Raw genomic sequence first — 23004 nt, forward strand, 5'->3', positions numbered from 1 at the left:
TAATATTATTAAAGAAATATACGGCAAAGAGGTCGTAGATAATAACTTAGGGATAATCTGTCCCCAAAGCTATTGTCTACGGCCTCTTTTTTTATTTGAGGTAAAGAATGAAGACACTGTATGAACCATCGTTTGAGCATGACGCCTGCGGTATCGGGGCTGTTGTGAATATTGACGGAAGCAAGTCGCATAAAATTGTTGATAATGCGCTCAGTATTGTTGAAAAACTTGAACACCGTGCGGGTAAAGATGCCAGCGGAAAAACAGGTGATGGTGTTGGAATCCTTTTACAGATCAGCCATGACTTTTTTAAGAAGGCTGCCGCAGATTTTGTCGGCAAGCTTGGTGAGCGTGATTATGGTATTGCACAGATTTTCTTTCCTGGTGACGCTGCTGAATGCAAATCAGAAAAAGCTGATTTTGAAAAATGCGTAAAAGAGGGTGGATTAAAGTTTCTTGGCTGGCGCGAAGTTCCAGTTAATCCTGATGTTCTTGGAGAAAAAGCCCGCGACTGTATGCCGAATATCTGGCAGGCTTTTATTGCCCGCCCGGAAGGATGCGAAAAAGGCCTTGAATTCGATAAACTTCTATATAAAGTACGCCTTTCTTTTGAAAAAAAAGATAATCACAAAACTTACATCTGTTCTTTAAGCAGCCGTACAATTGTTTACAAGGGAATGTTTCTGGTTCACGAGCTCAGAACCTTCTATAAAGATTTGCAGTCAGCTGAATATGTATCGGCACTTGCCCTTGTTCACTCACGCTTTTCTACAAACACAAATCCAAGCTGGCAGCGCGCTCACCCGAACCGTTTTATAGCTCACAACGGAGAAATCAATACAATCCGCGGAAACGTAGACCGAATGCTTGCCCGCGACGGCGAAGTTGATACAACCGGTTCCGACTCTGCAATGCTGGACAATAGCCTTGAATATTTTGTAATGAACGGCATGCCTCTTCCTCTGGCAGTTATGGTTTGTATTCCGGAGCCATGGAAACACGATGAGAGTCTTAGTCAGGAAAAACGAGACTTCTACCATTACTGGGCAACAATGATGGAGCCCTGGGATGGTCCTGCAGCAATCCTCTATTCAGACGGTGATGTTCTTGGTGCAACTCTTGACCGCAACGGACTCCGCCCAAGCCGCTATTTTATTACAAAGGACAATATGCTGGTACTTTCCAGCGAAGTAGGTGTTCTCGATATTCCTGAAAGCCAGATTGTAGAAAAATCACGTCTTATGCCAGGCCGCATGCTTCTTGTTGATACAAGTCAGAAACGTCTTATTACAGATAAAGAGCTTAAGGAAACTTACGCTACAAAAAATCCTTACGGCGAATGGCTTGATCAGAATCTTATTCACCTTGCAGACCTTAAAATTCCAAATAAAAAAATCCCTGTAAGCAGCCAGGAAGAACGCAACCGCCTTTACCGCGCCTTTGCATGGAACTACGAAGACCTGAACGAAATGGTTCTTCCAATGGCACGTAACGGGGTAGAACCAACTGGTGCCATGGGAGTTGATACTCCGCTTGCCTGCCTTTCAGACAAGCATCCCCCTCTTTACAGCTACTTCAAACAGCTTTTTGCCCAGGTTACAAACCCTCCAATTGACAGTCTGCGGGAAAAAATCGTAACAGATACAACAGTTTACGTTGGTACAGACGGTGACCTTCTTCATACAAAAGGTTCAAACTGCCGCGTACTCGAAATCAATAATCCTATTTTGACTGGAACCGACCTTGTAAAAATTGCCGCATTGAATCAAACTGGTTTGCGTGCTACAAGCCTTTCTCTTTTGATGGATATGGATAAGCTTACCCTTGAATCTGCTTTGGAAAATCTCTTTAAGCAGATTGATGCTGCTTACTCAGAAGGTTATAACATCATCATCCTAAGTGACCGCGGAGTAGACGAAAAGCATGCAGCAATTCCTTCGCTTCTTGCAGTAAGTGCCGTTGAGCAGTATTTAATCCGTACTAAAAAACGTACAAAGATTTCTATCATTCTTGAAAGCGGTGAAGTTCGTGATGTTCATCAGGCTGCAATGTGTATGGGCTACGGTGCCCGCGCAATCAATCCTTACCTTGCGCATGAAGCAATTGCCGAACTTATAGACCAGAAGCTTCTGGACAAGGATTATCACACAGCAATTGATGATTACAACAAGGCAATTATCGGCGGTATTGTAAAAATCGCTGCAAAAATGGGAATCTCTGCCGTTCAGTCTTATCAGTCGGCACAGATTTTTGAAGCAGTTGGTATTGCGCAGAAGGTAATCGACAAATACTTTACAAATACAGTCAGCCGCGTTGGAGGTATTGGTCTTAAAGAAATTGAAGAAGACATTATCTATCATCATAAACAGGCATGGAATGATATGGGCCTTACAGTTAATACTCATCTTGATTCTGTTGGCTTCCATAAATTCCGCCGCGGCCCGAATGCAGAAGATCATCTTTATAATCCAGAAACTATTATTGCCCTTCAGGAAGCAACCCGAAACGGTGACTATAAGCGCTTTAAGGAATACACAGCCCTTGTTGATGACAACAGTCGCCCTCACACCCTGCGTGCTATGCTGGACTTTAATTTTGATGCAAAGGGCGGTATTTCAATTGACGAAGTTGAAAGCGTTGATTCTATCGTTCAGCGCTTTAAGACTGGTGCCATGTCTTACGGTTCAATTTCTGAAGAAGCCCATAAGTGTATGGCAGCCGCAATGAATCATCTTCACGGAAAGTCTAACTCTGGTGAAGGTGGAGAAAAACCGGAACGTCTTGGAACAGAATATAACTCAGCAATCAAACAGGTTGCTTCCGGCCGTTTTGGCGTTACAGAAGAATATCTTTTGAGCGCCCGCGAGATTCAGATTAAGATGGCACAGGGAGCAAAGCCTGGTGAAGGAGGCCACTTACCTGGTAAAAAAGTATACCCCTGGATTGCAAAAACACGTTACGCAACCCCGGGTGTATCTTTGATTTCGCCACCACCTCACCACGATATTTATTCTATCGAAGACCTTGCTCAGCTTATTTATGATTTGAAAAATGCAAACCGCGCTGCCAGAATCAGCGTAAAGCTTGTAAGTGAAGCAGGTGTAGGTACAATTGCTGCCGGAGTTGCAAAAGCCGGTGCTCAGGTAATATTGATTTCCGGTCATGACGGTGGTACAGGTGCTGCGCCTATCAGTTCAATTCACCACGCAGGTCTTCCCTGGGAACTTGGTTTGAGCGAAGCTCATCAGACTTTGATTCAGAATGGCTTGCGTGGCCGTGTAATTATTGAAACAGACGGTAAGCTCATGAGCGGCCGTGACGTTGCAATCGCCTGCCTTTTGGGGGCTGAAGAGTTCGGATTTGCTACAGCGCCTCTTATCACAATGGGCTGTGCTATGATGCGTGTCTGCAACCTGGATACCTGTCCATTTGGTGTTGCAACTCAAAATGAAAAACTTCGCGCACGCTTCCCGGGAAAGCCTGAATACGTAGAAAACTTTATGAAGTTTATTGCTCAGGAACTTCGTGAATATATGGCAAAACTTGGAGTTCGTTCTATTGATGAAATGTGCGGACGAACAGACCTTCTTAAGATGAAGGAAAAGCAGGGCTTTAAGCGTGCGGGTCTTATTGACCTCAGTCGGTTGCTTGCGCAACCTAAAGGTTCCAGGTTAGAGGTTTTAGGTTCTAGAAATGATGATTGGAAAAAGACCCGCGATACATTCAATTTTGAACTTGAAAAGACAATTGATGAAAAGACACTTCTTCCATGGATTGAAAAAGTGTCACACGGATTCGAAACGACTGACGTCGTTTCTGATGACAAAAAAGCAATTCAATCAACAGATCGCACTGCAGGTACTATTCTTGGAAGTGAGATTCAAAAGCACTTTGGAAGCAGCCTTGCAGACGATACCTTCATTGTAAACTTTGAAGGTGGTGCTGGTCAGAGTTTTGGTGCCTTTATTCCAAAGGGACTTACACTCAGACTTACCGGTGATGCCAACGATGCCTTTGGTAAAGGTTTGAGCGGCGGAAAGCTGGTTGTAACAAAGCCTGCAGATTTTGCCGGCGATGCAGACAGCAATATTATTGTAGGAAACGTTGCCTTGTTCGGTGCTACAAGCGGAAAAGCTTATATCAACGGTGTGGCAGGTGAACGCTTCTGCGTTCGTAATTCCGGGGCAAGTGTTGTTGCAGAAGGCTGTGGTGACCACGGTCTTGAATATATGACAGGCGGAACTGCCGTAATTCTTGGACGCACTGGACGCAACCTCTGTGCCGGTATGAGCGGTGGTCTTGCTTACATTCTTGATGAAAAGCATGATCTTTACAAACGCCTTAATCACGAGCTTGTAAAGAGCTACGACCTTGATGATGAGATTTCTACTTTGCGTGGAACAAGCGACGAAGAATTTCTTCACTCTCTTATTGAAGAGCACGCAAAAGAAACCGGCTCAGAAAAAGCAAAGACAATTCTTGCTGACTGGGAACATTACAAGACCTGCTTCAAAAAGATTATCCCTAACGATTATCTGAAGATTATGACAGAAATTGCCTCAGAAGAGTCTAAAGGTCTTGCTCATGATGATGCAGTCCTTGCAGCCTTTAAGAAGGCGACTGCATAAGTGGGGCGTTGCGGGGTGTCCCCGCATAAGGGGTAGCCCGCAACGAAGTGCGGGCGCAGGGGAAGGCCTTCCCCTCCTTAAAACATCATAGGAGAATTAATATGGGTAAACCAACTGGATTTATGGATTATAAAAGAATTGAAAACGGAAGCTTTGAACCGCTTGATCGTATAAAGAATTTTAAGGAATTTCATCCCGTAATGGAGGATGCTAAGCGCCGCGAACAGGCTGCCCGCTGTATGAACTGCGGTGTGCCAATGTGTCAGAGTGCAATCCGTCTTGCCGGAATGGTAACAGGCTGTCCTCTTCACAATTATATTCCTGAGTGGAACGATGCGCTTTACAAAGGTCAGTACGATATGGCTGCCTGGCGCCTTTTAAAAACTTCAAGCTTCCCGGAATTTACAGGCCGGGTTTGTCCTGCCCTGTGCGAAAAAGCCTGTAACTGTGGAAATCCTGTCTGCGGAGACGGGGCTGTTACAGTTCACGAAAACGAACTTTATATTATAGAAAAGGCTTTTGAATCAGGTTACATGAAGCCGGAAATCCCGGCTCTTCGAAGCGGTAAAAAGATTGCAGTAATTGGTGCCGGTCCTGCAGGTCTTGCAGCTGCTGACTGGCTCAACCGCCGTGGTCACAGCGTTACAGTTTACGAGCGCGAAGATAAGGCCGGCGGACTTTTGATGTACGGTATTCCGAACATGAAGCTGGACAAAAAAATTGTTGAACGCCGAATTTCCTTGATGAAGGCAGAAGGCGTTGACTTTGTATTCAATGCTGACGTAGGAAAAAATATTTCTGCAGAGCATATCTTAAATCAGTTTGATGCTGTTGCCCTCTGCTGTGGTGCAAAAAAAGCCCGCGCACTTACTTCGGCTGGTATTTCTGAGCTTAAATCAGAGCGGGAAGGCGCTGCCGGCGGAATGATGTTTGCAGTAGACTTCCTTAAAGCCGTTACAAAATGTGTAATTGCAACAACTGGCGCCCTTGAAAAAATCGGAATCAATCCTGCAAACAAGCAGATTGACCAGATGCTGCTTCAGGATTTTGGAATTGAAGTTGAAGGTAAACATGTTGTGATTGTAGGCGGTGGTGATACTGGAAACGACTGCTGCGGAACTTCAATCCGTTTGGGTGCTGCAAGTGTTACTCAGATAGAAATGATGCCATGTCCCCCAAAAGAGCGTGCAGCAAATAATCCGTGGCCACAGTGGCCTAAAGTTCTTAAAACTGATTACGGTGCCGAAGAATCAATTGCAGTATTCGGTCACGACCCTCGCGTTTATGAAACAACTGTAAAAGAAGTAATCAGTAAAGACGGTCACATTACAGCCGTTCGCACTGTAGAAGTTGAATTCAAAGTGATTGACGGAAAGCGCCAGCTTGTAGAACGCGCTGGAACAGAAAAAACTCTTCCCTGTGACCTTCTTCTTGTTGCCGCAGGCTTTACCGGTTGTGAAGAATATACCGCACAGTCATTCGGTGTTGAACTGGGAGCTCGAGCAACTGTTGCAACTGCCCTTGCTGAAGGCCAGCAGAAGATTGAAACTTCATTCAGTTCAGATACAGGCTATGCCACATCAGTTTCTAAGGTTTTTGCCGCCGGCGACATGCACCGCGGACAGTCACTCGTAGTCTGGGCAATAGCTGAAGGCCGCGAATGCGCACAGGAAATTGATAATTTTCTTTTGAAGTAATACTTAATTACGAATAGGTTTTTACAACGTTTTCTGCAACCGAGGTCTTTTTAAGGCCTCGGTTCATTGCTTCTTTTTCTATATAATGGTGAGCTTCCTGCTCTGTCATATTCAAATTCTGCATCAAAAGCATCTTGGCCCGGTTTACAAGCTTAATTTCTTCCATTTTATTCTTGAGTTTAGTTGTCTGGCTCGAAAGAATCTGTACTTTATACTGCACGGCAATTGCTGCCTTAATCATATTGTAAAAATAGAACTGGTCAAAAGGATTTGTTACAGAAATGATTCCGTAGCCTTCTACCCTGTAGCTTACTTCTTCAAAAAAAGCAGGAGGAGTAAGCAGAAGTATTGTGCTTAGGGAATCTGAAGCATCCAGGACAAAATCAATGCCGTCTCCTTCTGCATAATCTACAAGGATGATGTTGTATACGCGTTCCGATACCCGGCGTCTTGCTTCATTGAAGTCGCTTAAAATATCAACTTCAAAAAGAGGTGCCATAAGCATAAGGCTTACAATTTGAGAAAGTTTGGGATCTTTTGTTACAAGTAAAACGCAGTGGCAGTCTTCAATCATTTTTAGAATCCAAGAACTTTCTTAATGAACGGACTGTTTTCTGCAATCTGACGGGCTGAATCCAGGGTGTCTGGCAGGGTAGCGCACTTGCAGCTTGTCGTAAATAAGTTTTCCTTTACTTCTGCAGGAGCCTGCAGCTTGTTTTTGATTCCGTCAAGGGCGGCATAAATCAAAAGGGTAAATACAAGGTAAACATTACATTCACTGTCAGGAGTTCTGATTTCCAGGCGGCTTGCGTTATTGTTTGTAACGGCTGGAATGCGGATAAAAGTAGAACGGTTTTCAGAACCCCAGGCAATGTATTTTGGTGCCTTGCATGAGCCAAGTCGGTCGTAAGAATTTTCCGTGCAGTTCATGTAGTAGGTGAGTTCCGAAGCGTGCTTCAAGATTCCTGCAAGTACATTTTCCTTTTTTGCATCATCTGAGCAGGAAAGATTGATGTGAAAGCCGCTTCCTGCCTTATCTTCAAGAGGTTTTGGAGAAAAATCAGCATAAAGACCTGCGCTAGAAGCTCTTGTGCGGACAATCCATTTAAAAGTTGAAGCATTGTCGGCCGCTGTAAGGGCATCGGCATAGTGAAAGTCAATTTCGTTCTGACCAGGGCCTTCTTCATGGTGGCTGGCCTCCGGCTGAATGCCCATCTGTTCAAGGGTAAAACAGATTTCGCGGCGGATATTTTCACCCTTGTCTTCCGGCGCAATATCCATATAGCTTGCGTTATCAAAAGGAGTTTTTGTAGGCTCTCCATTTTCATCAAGCTTAAAGAGATAGAATTCAATTTCTGTACCAAAACGGAATTCTACTCCGTACTCATCACGGGCTTTTTTAACTGCATTTGCAAGCAGGGTACGGCAGTCCTTTTTGTAAGGAGTACCGTCCGGGTGCGAAATTGTACAGAACATTCGCACAACTTTTCCTGTATTAGGACGCCATGGAAGAATTGAAATTGTTGTTGGATCCGGGTGAAGAAATAAATCAGATTTTTCCGGACTTTCAAAGCCGTAAATGGCAGAAGCGTCAAAGCTTACTCCGTTTTTAAAAGCCGATTCCAGCTGACTGGCCATAATAGAAATATTTTTCTGAACGCCGTGTAAATCAAAAAAAGCAAGACGTACAAATTTTACATCTTCTTCTTCAACATATTCCAAAATTTCACTTGCTGAATACATAATAACCTCGTATATATTTTATAAGCATGCCTTTAAGAATTCAACAAAGAGAGGGCCTGCATTGTTTGGACGGCTTTTGAATTCCGGATGGAACTGAACGCCAACGTGGAAGTGGTCTTCAAGTTCAACTGCTTCTACAAGAGTATTATCTGGGGAAGTTCCGCTTATTACAAGACCTGCATTTTCCATTTCTGATCTAAAATCATTGTTAAATTCATAGCGGTGGCGGTGGCGTTCTGCAATATTAGAACTGCCGTAGGCTTTTTCCAGTCTTGTGCCCGGAGTAATCTTACAAGGATAAGAACCTAGCCTCATGGTTCCGCCCTTAATTACGCCTTCCTGGTCTTTCATAAGGTCAATTACAGTATGTTCGCAAAGTTCGTCAAATTCGCGGGAGTTTGCATCCTTGTAGCCCAGGACGCTGCGTGCAAACTCAATTACTGCAATCTGCATTCCAAGACAGATACCGAAATAAGGCAGCTTGCGGGTGCGGGCATAGCGGCAGGCAGAAATCATTCCTTCAATTCCGCGGTGACCGAATCCGCCCGGCAGAATGATTCCGGCGCAGTCTGCAAAAATCTGTCCGGCGCTTTCATCTGTTACGCTGTCAGAATCTACCCATTTGATTTTTACGTTTTTACCAACTACAAAGGATGCGTGGTTCAAGGATTCTACAATACTCAAATAAGAGTCGTGAAGCTTTACATATTTTCCTACAAGGGCAATCTGAACCTGGCCTTTTCGGGCATGAATTGTTTCAACCATTTTTGACCAGTCAGACAGCATGGGATAATCCTTGCGGGTATTATCAATTCCAATGTCACGGCAGACAACATCATCCATGTTCTGGGCGTGCAGCATAAGAGGAACTTCGTAAAGACTGCGGCAGGTTGTGTTGTTGATAACGCAGTCTTCTCCCACGTTACAGAAAAGGGAAATCTTTTTACGGATTTCAAGAGGAATCTCTTTATCACAGCGGGCTACAATAATATCAGGGTGGATTCCCACAGCCATAAGCTCCTTTACCGAATGCTGGGTTGGCTTTGATTTATATTCGTCCGAACCGCTGATGTAAGGAACAAGACATACGTGAATAAAAAGACAGTTGCGGCGGCCTACTTCAAGAGCCAGCTGACGGATTGCTTCAAGGAAAGGCTGGCTTTCAATATCACCGATTGTACCGCCAATTTCTACAATGCTTACATCTGCCTGGCTAACTTCTGCATTTTTAAGAATGAAATCCTTAATTTCATTTGTTACGTGAGGAATAATCTGAACTGTCTGTCCAAGATATTCTCCCTGTCGTTCTTTGTTCAAAACATTCCAGTAAACGCGGCCGCTTGTAAGGTTTGAATATTTTGTAAGGTTTTCATCGATAAAGCGTTCGTAGTGGCCAAGATCAAGGTCAGTTTCTGCTCCGTCGTCGGTAACAAAAACCTCTCCGTGCTGGAAAGGACTCATAGTACCCGGGTCAACGTTCATATATGGATCCAGTTTCTGCGATGCAATTTTAAGCCCGCGGCATTTTAAGAGGCGTCCCAGAGACGCAGCAGTAATTCCTTTTCCAAGCCCCGATACAACTCCACCAGTTACAAAAATAAATTTAGTCATAATAGTATTTTCTCCAAAAAAAAGACGCTCATTCCATTTAGCGACAATCTGCCGTTAAATCGAATGAGCGTCTTTGCTCTTCTTTTTTCATTATTATTTATAATGCTTTTGACCGGGGAATGTCAATAAAATTTAAGAAAACTAAAAATTTTTACAAATACTGTTGACAGTTTTTTTTTTAAACTGTATAAAGTGGAATATCAACGGCAATGAGGTCGCAGAAGTAGTACTTTTGCGACCTTTTTTGCTTTTAAAGCAAATTCTGGATATTTAAGACAAAGGCGTCGACTAATTTTCTGTCCGGTGTACAACGGGCGGTAAATTTCGACGCCTTTTCTTTTTTCAAAAACAATGCAAGGAGAAAAAAATAAAAATGGACGAAGTAACTAAAATTTTTGGTGAAAACGTTTTTAATGAAACGGTTATGAAAGCCAGGCTTCCAAAAGAAACCTATAAGCAGCTTATGAAGACTATTGAAGGCGGCGAAAAACTTGATCCTTCAGTTGCTACAGTTGTTGCTAATGCAATGAAAGACTGGGCTCTGGAAAAGGGGGCAACTCATTTTACCCACTGGTTCCAGCCTCTTACAGGAATCACTGCAGAAAAGCACGACAGCTTTATCAGCCCTATTGACGGCGGAAAAGTTATCATGGAATTCAGCGGAAAAGAACTTGTTCAGGGTGAACCTGATGCTTCTTCTTTCCCAAGCGGAGGAATTCGCGCAACATTCGAAGCCCGCGGTTATACAGCATGGGATCCTACATCATTTGCTTTCATTAAAGACGGTACTTTGTGCATTCCTACAGCTTTCTGTTCATATACAGGTGAAGCTCTGGATAAAAAGACACCGCTTCTTCGTTCTATGCAGGCAATCAGCAAGCAGGCTGTACGCGTGCTCAAGCTTTTTGAAGGCAACGAAGCAGTTACAAGCGTAAAAACAACTGTAGGTCCAGAACAGGAATACTTCCTTGTAGACAAATCTGTTTACGACAAGCGCGAAGACCTTATTTACACTGGCCGCACACTTTTTGGTGCAAAGGCTCCAAAGGGTCAGGAGCTTGAAGATCACTACTTTGGTATGATTAAGCCTCGCGTTCAGGAATTCATGAAGGACTTGAACAAGGAACTCTGGAAGCTTGGAATCCTTGCAAAAACAGAACATAACGAAGTTGCTCCAGCTCAGCACGAACTTGCTCCTATCTTCACTACAACAAACATTGCCTGTGACCACAACCAGCTTATGATGGAAATGATGAGAAAGGTTGCAAGCCGCCACGGAATGGTTTGTCTTCTTCATGAAAAACCATTTGCAGGCGTAAACGGAAGCGGTAAACACAACAACTGGTCAATTTCTACAAACACAGGAAAGAACCTTCTTGATCCTGGTGCTACTCCAGATCAGAATGCTCAGTTCCTTTTGTTCCTCTGTGCAATCATCAAGGCTGTTGATGAATATCAGGATCTGCTGCGCATTTCTGTTGCATCTGCCGGAAATGACCACCGTCTTGGAGCTAACGAGGCGCCTCCTGCAATCATTTCAATCTTCCTTGGCGACGAACTTTCTGCAATTCTGGACAGCATCGAAAAGGGTGTTCCATACGGTAAGCATGAAAAAGAAAAGATGAAGATTGGTGTTACAGTTCTTCCTGAATTCAACAAGGATGCAACAGACCGTAACCGTACATCTCCATTTGCCTTCACAGGAAACAAATTCGAGTTCCGTATGCTTGGTTCAAACGAATCAATTGCCTGCGCAAACGTATTCCTCAACACTGTTGTTGCAGAAGAACTTTCTCAGTTTGCTGACCTTCTTGAAAAATCAAAGGACTTCAAGGCTGACCTTCATGCACTGATCTTGAAGACAATCAAAGAACACAAGAGAATCATTTTCAACGGAAACGGCTACGATGATTCATGGGTAAAAGAAGCTGAAAAACGCGGACTTTATAACCTTAAATCTACACCAGAAGCTTTACCACACATTCTTGATGAAAAGAACGTTAAGGTTTTTGAAAAGTTCGGAGTATACTCAAAGGTTGAGCTTACAAGCCGCTACGAGATTCACAACGAAAACTACTCAAAAATCATCAATATTGAAGCTGAAACAATGCTTGAAATGGCAAAAAAAGATATTCTTCCTGCTGCCAGCAAATATGCAAACAAGCTTGCTGAAACAATCGGCTTGAAAAAATCTGTCTGCGCTGAATGTGATTCAAGCTACGAGTCAGAAATGCTTAAAAAAGTTTCTGCACTCACAACTTCAATCTATGCAAAAACAAGCACTCTTGAAGCCGCTCTTGCAGAGGCAAAAGACGTTGCAGAAAAGGGAGATTCAGGAAAAACAGCCCTCTTCTTCCGCGAAAAAGTTTTTGCCGCAATGGGCGAACTTCGTGCCGTTGCAGATGAACTTGAAGTGATTACACCAAAAGAGTTGTGGCCTTTCCCAAGCTACGGCGATTTGTTGTATTCCGTACGCTAACTTTGTAACAAAACATGTCACCTTCGGGCTTGACCCGAAGGTCTATAAAAAGGCAATGGCGCCGCAGAAAGTAATCCCCTTATGGGCTGACTGTCTGCGGCGTTTTTTATATTTACATCTTTTGAAAAGGAGACACATATGAGTGAAGTTTGGGGCGTTTGGTTCCTGATTGGTGCGGCACTGGTATTCTTTATGCAGTGCGGATTTGCGATGGTTGAAACTGGTTTTACACGGGCAAAAAACGCCGGAAATATCATTATGAAAAACCTCATGGATTTTTGTATTGGTACTCCAATGTTTATGCTGCTTGGTTTCGGCTTGATGATGAGCGAAAATTATCTGTTTGGTTTTATTGGTAAACCACATTTGCAGCTCTTTACAAATTTTGCTGAGCTTGACTGGTCAGCATTTGTATTCAACCTTGTATTCTGTGCTACAGCCGCAACAATCGTCAGCGGTGCAATGGCAGAAAGAACAAAGTTCAGCGCATACTGTATTTATTCAGCAATCATCAGCGCAGTTGTTTATCCTATTGAAGCCGGCTGGGTATGGAACTCTCAGGGCTGGCTTGTACAGCTTGGCTTTGTAGACTTTGCCGGTTCTGCCGCAATCCACTCGGTTGGTGGTACTGCCGCTTTGATTGGTGCAATTTTCCTTGGTCCTCGTATCGGAAAGTATGATTACGATAAGGACGGAAAGGTAACAAAAGTTCACGCTATTCCAGGTCACTCTTTGACTTTGGGTGCCCTCGGTACATTCATCCTCTGGTTCGGATGGTACGGATTCAACGGCGCTGCCTGTACACAGCTTCTTGGTGTTGGTGGTTTGGCTGCTGTTTTCACAACAACAACAATCGCTCCGGCAGTTGCCGCAGTTACAACAATGCTTTTCACATGGTTCAAAAACGGCAAGCCTGATGTTTCCATGACTTTGAACGCTTCTCTTGCAGGTCTTGTTGCAATCACCGCTCCTTGTGCTACAGTAGACGCTCTTGGTGCAAGCATCATCGGTATTGTTGCCGGCTTTATCGTAGTACTCGTTGTTGAAGGCCTTGATATGAAGCTTCACATTGATGACCCGGTTGGTGCAGTTGGTGTTCATCTTGCAAACGGTGCCTGGGGTACAATTGCAGATGGTCTTTTCAATGTTGAAAGCGGTGTATTCTACGGCGGCGGATTCAGCCACCTTGGAGTACAGTGCCTTGGTGAAGTTGCAATCGTTGCATGGACTACAGTCTGCATGGTAATCGTCTTTACATTGATTAAAAAGTTCCACGGACTGCGAGCCAGCCGCGATGAAGAAGTAATCGGTCTTGATAAGCTTGAACACGGAATTGCTTCAAGTTACGCAGGATTTATCATGGCTCCTCAGGTAATGACAGAGGGCGAAGCTGGTATCGGCGGATTGAGTGCCGCTGCCGCAGCAGAAGCTGGTGACGTTCCTGTAGAAAAGGCTCTTCCTGTAACAAAGGGAACTTCACGTCCTGATGCAAAGTTCCATATGGTTACAATCATCACACGCCCAAGCAAGTTCGACGAGCTTAAGCATGCAATGAACGACATCAATGTAACCGGTATGACAGTTGCAAACGTAATGGGATGCGGTGTTCAGCACGGAAATACAGAAAAGTACCGCGGTGTTCCAATTGAAATGACACTTCTTCCAAAGATTAAGGTTGATATCGTAGTAAGTGAAGTTCCTGTAGAGCTGGTTATTACAGCCGCTAAGGAAGTTCTCTACACCGGCCACATCGGCGACGGTAAGATCTTCGTTTACGACGTTCAGAACGTAGTAAAGGTAAGAACCGGCGAAGAAGGGTATGAAGCATTACAGGATTAGATGAGCGTTATAGTAAATATTTAATTAAAACTGGCGCGAGGGAGCAAAGTGCGGGTCAAAAACACTCTGATTGTTGCGACCGCGTGAGCGGTCAATTCTATAGTTTCTTTGCAACAATCAGCGTGTAGCGCATTATTGCGCGGTTTTGACACGCATTTTGCGACCGGGAGCCGTCATTTTAGATATTTTTTCCTTTGTCTTGATAGCAGCACTATCATCAAACCTCAAAAATCATTATAATAGAAAAGTTACTAAAAATGATTTTTGAGGTTTTTTCATGGACACACAACTTAAACAGCGCAACTCATTTTCAGGCTCTTTAGGCTTTGTCCTTGCTTCGGCAGGCAGCGCAGTAGGACTTGGAAACATCTGGCGTTTCCCTTATCTGGCCGCAAAATTCGGCGGCGGACTTTTTCTCTTAGTTTATCTTATTCTTGCAGTAACTTTTGGTTTTGCCCTTCTCATCACAGAAATTGCAATCGGACGCAAAACCCAGGAAAGTCCGCTTACAGCCTACAAAAAAATTAATCCTAAATGGGGATTTTTAGGCTGTTTTTCTTTTATCGTTCCTTTTCTTATTTATCCTTACTACTGTGTAATCGGCGGCTGGGTATTAAAATACGCTTTCTCCTACCTTGCCTTTCAGGGCAGCGTTACAGTAGAAAAGGACTTTTTTACCGGCTTTATCACTTCCCAGTGGCAACCCCTTTTCTACACAGTAATTTTTGCCTTCCTTTCTTTTATCATCGTTTACAAGGGCGTTGAGCGCGGAATTGAAAGATATTCAAAAATTCTCATGCCGATTCTTGTTTTAATCGTTGTTTTCATCGCCTTTTATTCGCTTTTTATTTCCCACACTGATGAAACAGGCCTTACAAGAACAGGACTTCAGGGCGCCGCAGTTTATTTTATTCCTAACTTTGAAGGCCTTACATTTAAAGGATTTTTGAAAGTCTGCCTTACAGCCATGGGTCAGCTCTTTTATTCTCTTTCAATCGCCATGGGAATTATGATTGCCTACGGTTCTTACATGAAAAAGAGCGGCAACCTTGGAAAAGCAGTTAATCACATTGAAATTTTTGATACAGGAATTGCAATTCTTGCCGGTATGATGATTGTTCCTGCCGTTTATGTTTTTTCCGGAAAAGAAGGAATGTCAGCAGGTCCTGGACTTATGTTCATCACCCTTCCAAAGGTTTTCAATTCCCTTGGAAACATCGGAGAGTTCATTGGTCTTATTTTCTTTGTGATGGTATTGTTTGCAGCCCTTACATCTGCAGTTTCAATCCTTGAAGCAATTACTTCAAGTATGATTGATAAATTCAACTGGAGCCGCAGACGTTCTGCCGTAGTTATGGCAGGGGCAACCTTTATCGTTTCTATAATTGTTTGTCTTGGCTACAACGTATTCTACTTTGAACAGAAACTCCCTAACGGAAGCACAGGTCAGATTCTCGATATTCTTGATTACTTCAGTAACATTATCCTTATGCCGATTACAAGCCTTCTTACCTGTATCCTCATCGGCTGGGTAACAAAACCAAAGTTCCTTATCGATGAAATCACAAGAAACCGAGAAAAGTTCGGCCGCAAGGGACTTTACATCGTTATGATTAAGTTCGTAGCGCCGGTTCTGCTTTTTGTTATTCTTCTTGCGGGCATGGGATTGTTCTAATTTATATAGAAGATATTGATATAAAAATCTAAAATTGGTAATATAAAACTAACGGCAAAGAGGTCGTAGATTTTACACTGGGATTGTCCCCCGACGGAAAGTCTACGGCCTCTTTTTTTTATTTTTTGGGGGTATATATGTGTGGCTTTGTAGGCCTGTTCGATTTAAATGCAGGAAGTAAACCTATTGCGGAAGGTTTAAAAGAGGAGTTGCGCTCGCAGGTTCTGGAGATGTCTAAGAGAATCAGACATCGCGGGCCGGACTGGAGCGGGGTTTATACTGGCGAAAATGCTATTTTGAGCCATGAACGACTTTCTATTGTTGACCCGCTTTCTGGAAAGCAGCCTCTTGTCAGTGATGATGAAAAAATCATTCTTGCGGCTAACGGTGAAATTTACAATCACAAGGAAATCCGAAGCTCTTTTGAAGGCAAATACAATTTCCGCACAGGTTCTGACTGCGAAGTTATCATTCCTTTGTATAAAAAATACCGCCAGAGCGGCAACTTTGCACAAATGATTGAAGAGCTTTCCGGTATTTTTGCCTTTGCCCTTTACGACAGCGAAAACGACCTTTACCTTATTGCCCGAGACGAAATTGGCGTTATTCCTCTCTACCAGGGCTGGGACAAGGCTGGCCGCTACTATGTTGCAAGCGAATTGAAAGCTCTTGAAGGCGACTGCCAGACAATCGAAGAGTTCCCTAACGGTCATTACTTCTATTCTAAGGATGAAAAACCTGCCCGCTGGTACAAACGCGACTGGGAAAGCTTTGATGCAGTTAAAAACGCCCCTAAAGCAACTGATGAAAAAGGCGATGTAATTAATCCTAGCGTTATTGAAAAAGTCCGCAATGGTCTGGAAGCAGCCGTAAAAGCTCAGCTTATGTCGGATGTTCCATACGGTGTACTTTTGAGCGGCGGTCTGGATTCTTCTATCATCGCGGCTATCACACAGAAATATTCTAAAAAACGTGTTGAATCTGACAGTAAGGAAAGTGCATGGTGGCCTCAGCTTCACTCATTTGCAGTAGGCCTTGAAGGTTCCCCTGACCTTATCGCTGCACAGAAGGCTGCTGATTACATCGGAACTGTTCACCACGAAGTTCACTTTACAATTCAGGAGGCCCTGGATGCCCTCCCGGATGTAATTTACCATATTGAAACATACGATATCACAACTGTCCGCGCTTCAACACCGATGTACCTGCTTGCCCGCGTAATCAAATCTATGGGAATCAAGATGGTACTTTCCGGCGAAGGAAGTGATGAGCTTTTCGGCGGCTACCTCTATTTCCACAAGGCGCCAAATGCCCGGGAATTCCACGAAGAACTTGTCCGCAAGATGAGTAAGCTTCATCTTTACGACTGCCTGCGCGCAAACAAATCACTCATGGCATGGGGTGTAGAAGGTCGCGTTCCTTTCCTTGATAAAGACTTTATCGACATTGCAATGAGATTGAACCCAAGCGACAAAATGAACATCCGCCTCCCGGACGGCAAGCAGCGCATGGAAAAATGGATTTTGCGCAAGGCCTTTGAAGACATGCTTCCGGAAAACATTGCATGGCGCCAGAAGGAACAGTTCTCTGACGGTGTAGGCTACAACTGGATTGATACCCTTAAAAAGATGACTGAAGAAAAGGTAAGCGACGCAGAATTTGCCCGCCGTGAAAACCGCTTCCCGGTAAATCCTCCAAAAACAAAAGAGGAATACTACTACCGCGAAATCTACAGCCGCCTCTTCCCAAGTGATTCCGCTGCACGCTGTGTTCCTCATGAAGCCGGCGTTGCATGTTCAACTGCAAAAGCCCTTGAATGGGATGCGGCATGGGGCAAAATGGATGAGCCAAGTGGTCGTGCGATTGCAGGTGTGCATAATGATGCTTACAAGAGCTAGAGCACTTTCTGCTTTTGCAGAAAGTGGTAAGCACGCTTGCGTGCGACAAGAACCGTCAGGACGCGCTATAGGTGGCGTACATAACGACGCATATAAAAAGTAGGAAGAATTAAAGCAAAGTAAAGTAAAGTACACATAGGCTCCCGGCGGCGGGGTGTGTGCAAAACCGCTCGGTACCTCGCTACATGCTATTTTTGTAAGGAAACTATTGAATGCGCCGCTAGCGCGGCAGACAAAAATAGAATGTTTTTGCACACACCCCGCCGCCTCGCGCCAATATGCCACTTAGTTATTTGTTTGTTTTTCCTGTAAGTTCTTCTGCTTTGGCACGCACTTCCTTGTATAGTTTGTCAGCATCATTCTCATTCTTTGTAATAATCTTTACAAATACCGAGCCGGCAACAATTGCTTCTACGTTATCTGCAAGGGCTTTTGCCTGCTCTCCGCTTGAAATACCAAAACCGCCGTATACTTTACTTCCGCCCTGGGCTACTGCTTTTAAGAATTCCAGCGTACTTTCTTCTATAATAGTGTCAGTTCCTGTGATTCCCGTTCGCAACGCAGCGTAAATATATGGGAAGCCGGCCTTGGAAAGTTTTGCAAGGCGTTCCTTAGACATGCTTGGCGCCGCTACCGGAATGTTTTCCATCCCGTTTGCGTGGCAGGCTGCCGTTAATCCTTCATCATAATCAAAAGGCAGGTCCGGAATAATCATTCCCTTTACGCCGGCCTGAGCCGCCCGCTTACAGAAATTTTCAACTCCGGGAGTATAAACAAGAGATCCGTAACTCATAAGGTAAATTGTAACCTGAGGGAACTCCTTATGAAGGCGCTCGATAAAGGCAAGTCCGTCTTTTGTTTTGTAGCCTCTCTGCAAGACTTTTGTGCAGGCAGTCTGAATTGCAGGGCCGTCTGCACTTGGATCGCTGAAAGGAAGCTGGATTTCAAGAATATCGGCTCCACCGTTTACAAGGGCGCGGGCAGCGGTAAAAGAAAGTTCGTCAGTCGGGTAGCCTGCTACTAAGTGGCTCATCAGTTTTATTTTGCTCATTTTGAGGCCTCCATGATTTTTGCGTTGTGAATTTCTGTGTCGCTTTCAAGGCGTTCGATTTCTGCGTGCAGGAATTCTATCCATTCACTGCGGCGGAAAACAGGGCAGGTGATAAATACGTCTTTGTCACCGCGTCCGCTCATATTTACGATAATTGCCTTGTCTTTTGGAAGAGTAGGTGCAAGACGGATTGCTTCTGCTCCTGCGTGGGCGCTTTCCATGGCAAAAAGAACACCTTCGTTCCGGGCAAAAAATTTAACGGCTTCAAGGGCTTCCTTGTCACGGGCACAGGTGAACTCAATTCTGCCTTTCTGTCCCAGGTCTGCAAGCTGAGGTCCGATTCCGCAGTAGTCAAGTCCAGCAGAAATTGAGCGGGTTGGGAGGGCCTGGCCGTCTTCATCAAGAAGGAAGCGTGATTTATAACCGTGCATGATTCCGTCCCGCGCTGCCATTCCTGACATGCGGACTGCATTTTCTCCGATTCCGTCTCCAATTCCGCCGGCTTCTACACCGATAAGACGAGGTTCTTTTTTGTCGATGAAAGGCGAGAAAAATCCGATTGAGTTAGAACCGCCGCCTACGCAGGCAATCATTGCGGCAACGTCGAGTTTTCTTTCTGCAGCCTGGCGTTCAACTTCGCGACCAATTACGCTCTGAAACTCTCGTACGATATCAGGGAAGGGTGCTGGTCCCAGGGCACTTCCAAGAACGTAATGTGTTGTATCCGGATTAGCGGCCCAGTCACGCATGGCTTCATTTACTGCGTCTTTAAGGGTGCGGCTTCCGCTTGTAACCGGATGAACTTTTGCCCCGTAGAGTTCCATTGCGGCAACGTTCGGCTGCTGGCGGCGTACGTCAACTTCGCCCATGTAAACGGTACAGTCAAGTCCCAGTTTGGCGCAGGCAGCGGCAGTTGCAACTCCGTGCTGGCCGGCCCCGGTTTCCGCGATAATGCGTTTTTTGCCCATTCGCCTGGCAAGAAGGCACTGACCGATCGCATTGTTGATTTTATGGGCACCTGTATTTGCAAGGCCTTCAAGTTTTATGTAAATCTGAGCTCCCCCGAGCAGACGGGTTGCAGTTTCTGCAAAAAGAAGGGGAGTTTCACGTCCAATATAGTCTCGCTGAATTGTTTCAAGTTCGCTCATAAAAGCAGAATCTTTTACTGCTTCCTTAAAGGCAATTTCCAGCTCATCAAGCGGGCGGCGCAAAACTTCTGCTACGTACTTTCCGCCAAATCTGTCAAAAAATCCATTATCTGAATGTGTCATTTTATCCTCGATTTTGATTTTATATTGCTCTTGATATTTCTATCAGTTTTTTTATTTTTTCCTGATTTTTAATTCCCGGAAGGTCATCCTCAATTCCGCCAGAAACGTCTATAAGTTCCGGCTGAAATTTCTGAATCAATTCCCCGGCATTATTTTCTGTTACGCCGCCTGCAAGCCATAGCCTGCGCTTTGTATCATAATCATGCCCTTTTGAATCCTGCAAGAAGCGGGGCTCTCCCATTAAAAAAAGCTTTTCTGCCTGGTCTGCAAGCTTTCCGCCTTTTTCTGTGATGGAAAAATAATGAGGCAGGGAAAGCATTTCCTCCGGCACCTTGTCATATTCAAGTCCGTGAAGCTGAATGCAGTCAAGAATTCCTTCTTTTACGTATTCAACGGCTGCCTTTGCTTCCTTAGACTGAGCGTCTGTAATAACCGCAACCTTTTTTGCCCTTACATTTTTCAGGCGGGGAAGCATTTCTTCAAACTTTTTTCCGCAGACGTTTCTTTCAAAGCCATCTGCAAAAATAAAGCCTGTAAAGTCAGCTCCAAGTGAATCTGCGTAAATGACATCTTCTGCCCTTGTAAGTCCGCAGATTTTTACAAGAGGATGATTGGCATTTGTCTTTTCTGCAAATTCCATCCAGAAGTCTGAATTCCTGTCGGCCTTAGCCTGAACAAAGGAGCTTACAAGACTTTCTCTAAGCTCAGGAGCTTTTGCTGCAGCTTCTCCAAGAAGAAGACCTGTAAAGCCTGTGCTTCCCGCAAATCGGGCAGACTTTGGAGTCCTTATTCCGCTTTCAAAAATTACACGGGCATTCTTTCCAAGAATGGCCCGGATTTTATTCAGCATGGAACAAGGCTTAAGCAAGTCAATTTTAAAGTTAGAAAGATCCCTGCTGTTTACTCCGCAGACAATAAAGTCTTTTTCTTCAGGGGAAAGGGCCGCTTTCAGCGCAGAAAGCTTTTCCAAATCCTCATCAGTGCGAACTTCTACCAGTGATGTCATTTTATAACCGGCTGCCTTTTTTGCCATTTTTATCATCATTTCAGAGGAAAGAATTCTGGCAATTAAAAGTACAGCGTCTGCTCCAGCCCGGTAAGCAATCTGGACTTCTTCTTCATTAATCAGAAAGTCTTTTCGCAAAACTGCCGGGGCAGGGCGGCCTGTCTCTTTTTCAAACTTATCTACAGAGGCGCAGACCTTCATTAAATCTTCAAGGGTTCCCTTAAAAAAGTTGCTTTCAGTAAGACAGGAAATTGCTGCCGCTCCCGCTTCTGCATAGGAAAGTGCAGTTTCTGCAGAATCAAGATCCAGAGCAATGTCACCCTTGCTTGGGGAAGCCCTTTTTACTTCCAGAATTACGCCTTTTTCAGAAAGAAACTTATGTACCGGGCGCTGCCTCTGCTCTGGAATTTCAAAGCCAAAAGTCATGCCCAGTTTTTTTATGTCTGCAATTCTTTTTTCTACAATTGTTGTGAGAATATCAGCCATTACGCACTGAGCCTCTCGCTTACATTCTGAATTTCTTCAAGCTTTCTAAGACTTGTTCCGTCAGAAATCGCCTTTACAGCCATGTCATAGCCCTCTTTAAGGGTTTTAGCCTTTCCGCAGAGATAGAGAAGAGCCCCGGCATTAAGACCAACTGCCGCTTTGATTGCAGGGCGGCCCTTTCCATTCAGAACATCCATTGCAAGCTTAGCGTTATCAGCACCGCTTCCGCCTTCAAGCTCATTTGCATTTGCATCGATGATGCCGAACTTTGAAGGCTCAATTACATAGCGGTATTCTTTTCCGTCTTCATTAATCTGGAAAACGTCTGTCGGCTGGCAAGGAGAGATTTCATCAAATCCGTCTCGGCTGTGAATTACCATAACTCGTTTTGCACCAAGAGCCTTTGCGGCGCGGGCATAATCTTCCATTAAATCTTCATTGTAAACGCCCAGCACTTCATATTCTGCATTTGCAGGATTCAAAAGAGGTCCCAGTACGTTGAAAATTGTCTTGATTCCAAGAGCCTTGCGAACCGGGGCTGCAAAACGCATGGCGGCGTGATAAACAGGAGCCATCAAAAATCCAAAGCCAGTCTGCTTTACAAGAGAAGCTGTTTTTTCAGGCTCTGCCATGATTTTAATTCCAAGGTTTTCAAAAAAGTCTGCCGCACCGCTCTTTGATGAAACTGCGCGGTTTCCGTGTTTTGCCACTCCCTGACCGCAGCTTGCCGCAACAAGGGCAGAAAGTGAAGAAATATTAAAGCTTCCTTTCCCGTCTCCTCCAGTTCCAACAATTTCTGCAAGGCCTGAACCTGCTTCTGCAGGGAAAGGTGTCTTCTTTTTTAAGAGGGCTCCTGCACATCCTGCCATTTCTTCTGCAGTTGGAAGGCCGCGGGCAGCCATAGCTGTAAGAATAGAAGCTGTTACCTTCTGGTCCATGGTGCCGTCTGTAAGGTTTTCCATAAAGAAGGAGGCCTGTTCGCGGCTCAAAGGTTTTCTTTCGTCAATCAGCTGGCGAAGATATTCTGAAACAGGAAGATTATCGCGGCGGTAGTTCAAAAATGCCTTGAAAAGCTCTTCGCATGCCTGGCTGGCAATTGATTCGGGGTGGAACTGAACGCCTTCTATCGGAAGAGTTTTGTGACGGATTCCCATAATGTCTCCGTCTTTTGCGCGGGCTGTAACTTCAAAATCTGAAGAAAGGCTTGCTTCTTCTATTACAAGGGAATGATAGCGGGTGAACTTTGCAGACTTTCCGATTGTACGGAAGATTCCGCGGCCGTCCAGGTCAATTTCTTCTACAATGCCGTGCTTGATGAACTTTGCGCCGACAATTTTAGCACCGAAAGCTTCTCCGATAGCCTGATGTCCAAGGCAGATTCCAAGAATTGGAATGCGGCCTGCAAAATATTTGATTGCGTCAACGCTGACACCTGCCGAAGCTGGATTTCCTGGTCCTGGAGAAACAACAAGGTGAGTTGGATTCATTGCCGCAAGCTGTTCAACTGTTGCCTCATCGTTACGAACTACTTTAATTTCTTCTGCCGCAGTAGCCTGCAGAGCCTGAACTACATTAAATGTAAAACTGTCATAGTTATCAATTACTAAAATCATGTCTAAT

The 23004-nt window shown here is 44.5% G+C and carries 13 protein-coding genes; 6 read left to right on the top strand and 7 right to left on the bottom strand.

The window, feature by feature from the left end:
- Positions 1–107 precede the first annotated feature (107 nt).
- Together gltB and T530_RS0100285 are read left to right on the top strand one after the other, a co-directional pair.
- On the top strand, positions 108–4628 hold the full coding sequence (gene gltB / locus T530_RS0100280; RefSeq protein WP_027727281.1) for a glutamate synthase large subunit: 4521 nt from the start codon (positions 108–110) through the stop codon (positions 4626–4628).
- 101 nt (positions 4629–4729) lie between these two features.
- Positions 4730–6325 (top strand): glutamate synthase subunit beta, encoded by a 1596-nt coding sequence (locus T530_RS0100285; protein WP_027727282.1) that lies wholly within the window; start codon positions 4730–4732, stop codon positions 6323–6325.
- Between the two features lie 7 nt (positions 6326–6332).
- On the opposite strand, the gene T530_RS0100290 is transcribed toward T530_RS0100285, so the two are convergent.
- From T530_RS0100290 to T530_RS0100300, 3 genes are read right to left on the bottom strand one after another with little or no spacing between them, the layout of a single operon-like run.
- Complete coding sequence (locus T530_RS0100290) at positions 6333–6899, bottom strand: ANTAR domain-containing response regulator (RefSeq protein ID WP_027727283.1); 567 nt, start codon at positions 6897–6899, stop codon at positions 6333–6335.
- A gap of 2 nt (positions 6900–6901) precedes the next feature.
- Positions 6902–8068 carry a glutamine synthetase family protein gene (locus T530_RS0100295; RefSeq protein ID WP_197018220.1) on the bottom strand — a complete coding sequence of 389 codons (1167 nt, stop codon included), beginning with the start codon at positions 8066–8068 and terminating at the stop codon, positions 6902–6904.
- 18 nt (positions 8069–8086) lie between these two features.
- On the bottom strand, positions 8087–9679 hold the full coding sequence (locus T530_RS0100300) for a CTP synthase (protein WP_027727285.1): 1593 nt from the start codon (positions 9677–9679) through the stop codon (positions 8087–8089).
- 373 nt (positions 9680–10052) lie between these two features.
- Between T530_RS0100300 and T530_RS0100305 the strand changes: the two genes are divergently transcribed.
- The 4 genes from T530_RS0100305 (at position 10053) to asnB (ending at position 17570) form a co-directional block, all read left to right on the top strand.
- Complete coding sequence (locus T530_RS0100305) at positions 10053–12158, top strand: glutamine synthetase III (protein WP_027727286.1); 2106 nt, start codon at positions 10053–10055, stop codon at positions 12156–12158.
- 138 nt (positions 12159–12296) lie between these two features.
- The gene (locus tag T530_RS0100310; RefSeq protein WP_027727287.1) at positions 12297–13997 is read left to right on the top strand and encodes an ammonium transporter; all 1701 of its coding nucleotides are present in this window, start codon (positions 12297–12299) and stop codon (positions 13995–13997) included.
- A 277-nt stretch (positions 13998–14274) separates the two neighbouring features.
- Entirely contained in the window at positions 14275–15672 is a 1398-nt protein-coding gene (locus T530_RS0100315) for a sodium-dependent transporter (protein ID WP_027727288.1), read from the top strand.
- 137 nt (positions 15673–15809) lie between these two features.
- Positions 15810–17570: an asparagine synthase B gene (gene asnB / locus T530_RS0100320; RefSeq protein WP_027727289.1), complete on the top strand. Its 1761-nt coding sequence runs from the start codon at positions 15810–15812 to the stop codon at positions 17568–17570.
- A gap of 289 nt (positions 17571–17859) precedes the next feature.
- On the opposite strand, the gene trpA is transcribed toward asnB, so the two are convergent.
- From trpA to T530_RS0100340, 4 genes are read right to left on the bottom strand one after another with little or no spacing between them, the layout of a single operon-like run.
- Complete coding sequence (gene trpA / locus T530_RS0100325) at positions 17860–18621, bottom strand: tryptophan synthase subunit alpha (protein ID WP_027727290.1); 762 nt, start codon at positions 18619–18621, stop codon at positions 17860–17862.
- Positions 18618–19892, bottom strand: coding sequence for a tryptophan synthase subunit beta (trpB, locus tag T530_RS0100330; protein ID WP_027727291.1), 1275 nt, complete (start codon positions 19890–19892; stop codon positions 18618–18620). Before trpB ends, trpA begins: the two co-directional genes overlap by 4 nt.
- A 19-nt stretch (positions 19893–19911) precedes the next feature.
- A complete protein-coding gene (locus T530_RS0100335) occupies positions 19912–21384 on the bottom strand; it encodes a bifunctional indole-3-glycerol phosphate synthase/phosphoribosylanthranilate isomerase (protein ID WP_027727292.1) in 1473 nt (490 codons plus the stop codon).
- Entirely contained in the window at positions 21384–22997 is a 1614-nt protein-coding gene (locus tag T530_RS0100340; protein WP_027727293.1) for a bifunctional anthranilate synthase component II/anthranilate phosphoribosyltransferase, read from the bottom strand. Before T530_RS0100340 ends, T530_RS0100335 begins: the two co-directional genes overlap by 1 nt.
- Positions 22998–23004 lie beyond the last annotated feature (7 nt).

The sequence above is a fragment of the Treponema sp. C6A8 genome (assembly GCF_000619925.1).
GTDB lineage: Bacteria > Spirochaetota > Spirochaetia > Treponematales > Treponemataceae > Treponema_D.

Bases quoted from the DNA above. Each gene is read 5' to 3' on its own strand.
- gltB (WP_027727281.1), top strand. From the start codon at position 108: ATGAAGACACTGTATGAACCATCGTTTGAGCATGACGCCTGCGGTATC.
- T530_RS0100285 (WP_027727282.1), top strand. From the start codon at position 4,730: ATGGGTAAACCAACTGGATTTATGGATTATAAAAGAATTGAAAACGGA.
- T530_RS0100290 (WP_027727283.1), bottom strand. From the start codon at position 6,899: ATGATTGAAGACTGCCACTGCGTTTTACTTGTAACAAAAGATCCCAAA.
- T530_RS0100295 (WP_197018220.1), bottom strand. From the start codon at position 8,068: ATGTATTCAGCAAGTGAAATTTTGGAATATGTTGAAGAAGAAGATGTA.
- T530_RS0100300 (WP_027727285.1), bottom strand. From the start codon at position 9,679: ATGACTAAATTTATTTTTGTAACTGGTGGAGTTGTATCGGGGCTTGGA.
- T530_RS0100305 (WP_027727286.1), top strand. From the start codon at position 10,053: ATGGACGAAGTAACTAAAATTTTTGGTGAAAACGTTTTTAATGAAACG.
- T530_RS0100310 (WP_027727287.1), top strand. From the start codon at position 12,297: ATGAGTGAAGTTTGGGGCGTTTGGTTCCTGATTGGTGCGGCACTGGTA.
- T530_RS0100315 (WP_027727288.1), top strand. From the start codon at position 14,275: ATGGACACACAACTTAAACAGCGCAACTCATTTTCAGGCTCTTTAGGC.
- asnB (WP_027727289.1), top strand. From the start codon at position 15,810: ATGTGTGGCTTTGTAGGCCTGTTCGATTTAAATGCAGGAAGTAAACCT.
- trpA (WP_027727290.1), bottom strand. From the start codon at position 18,621: ATGAGCAAAATAAAACTGATGAGCCACTTAGTAGCAGGCTACCCGACT.
- trpB (WP_027727291.1), bottom strand. From the start codon at position 19,892: ATGACACATTCAGATAATGGATTTTTTGACAGATTTGGCGGAAAGTAC.
- T530_RS0100335 (WP_027727292.1), bottom strand. From the start codon at position 21,384: ATGGCTGATATTCTCACAACAATTGTAGAAAAAAGAATTGCAGACATA.
- T530_RS0100340 (WP_027727293.1), bottom strand. From the start codon at position 22,997: ATGATTTTAGTAATTGATAACTATGACAGTTTTACATTTAATGTAGTT.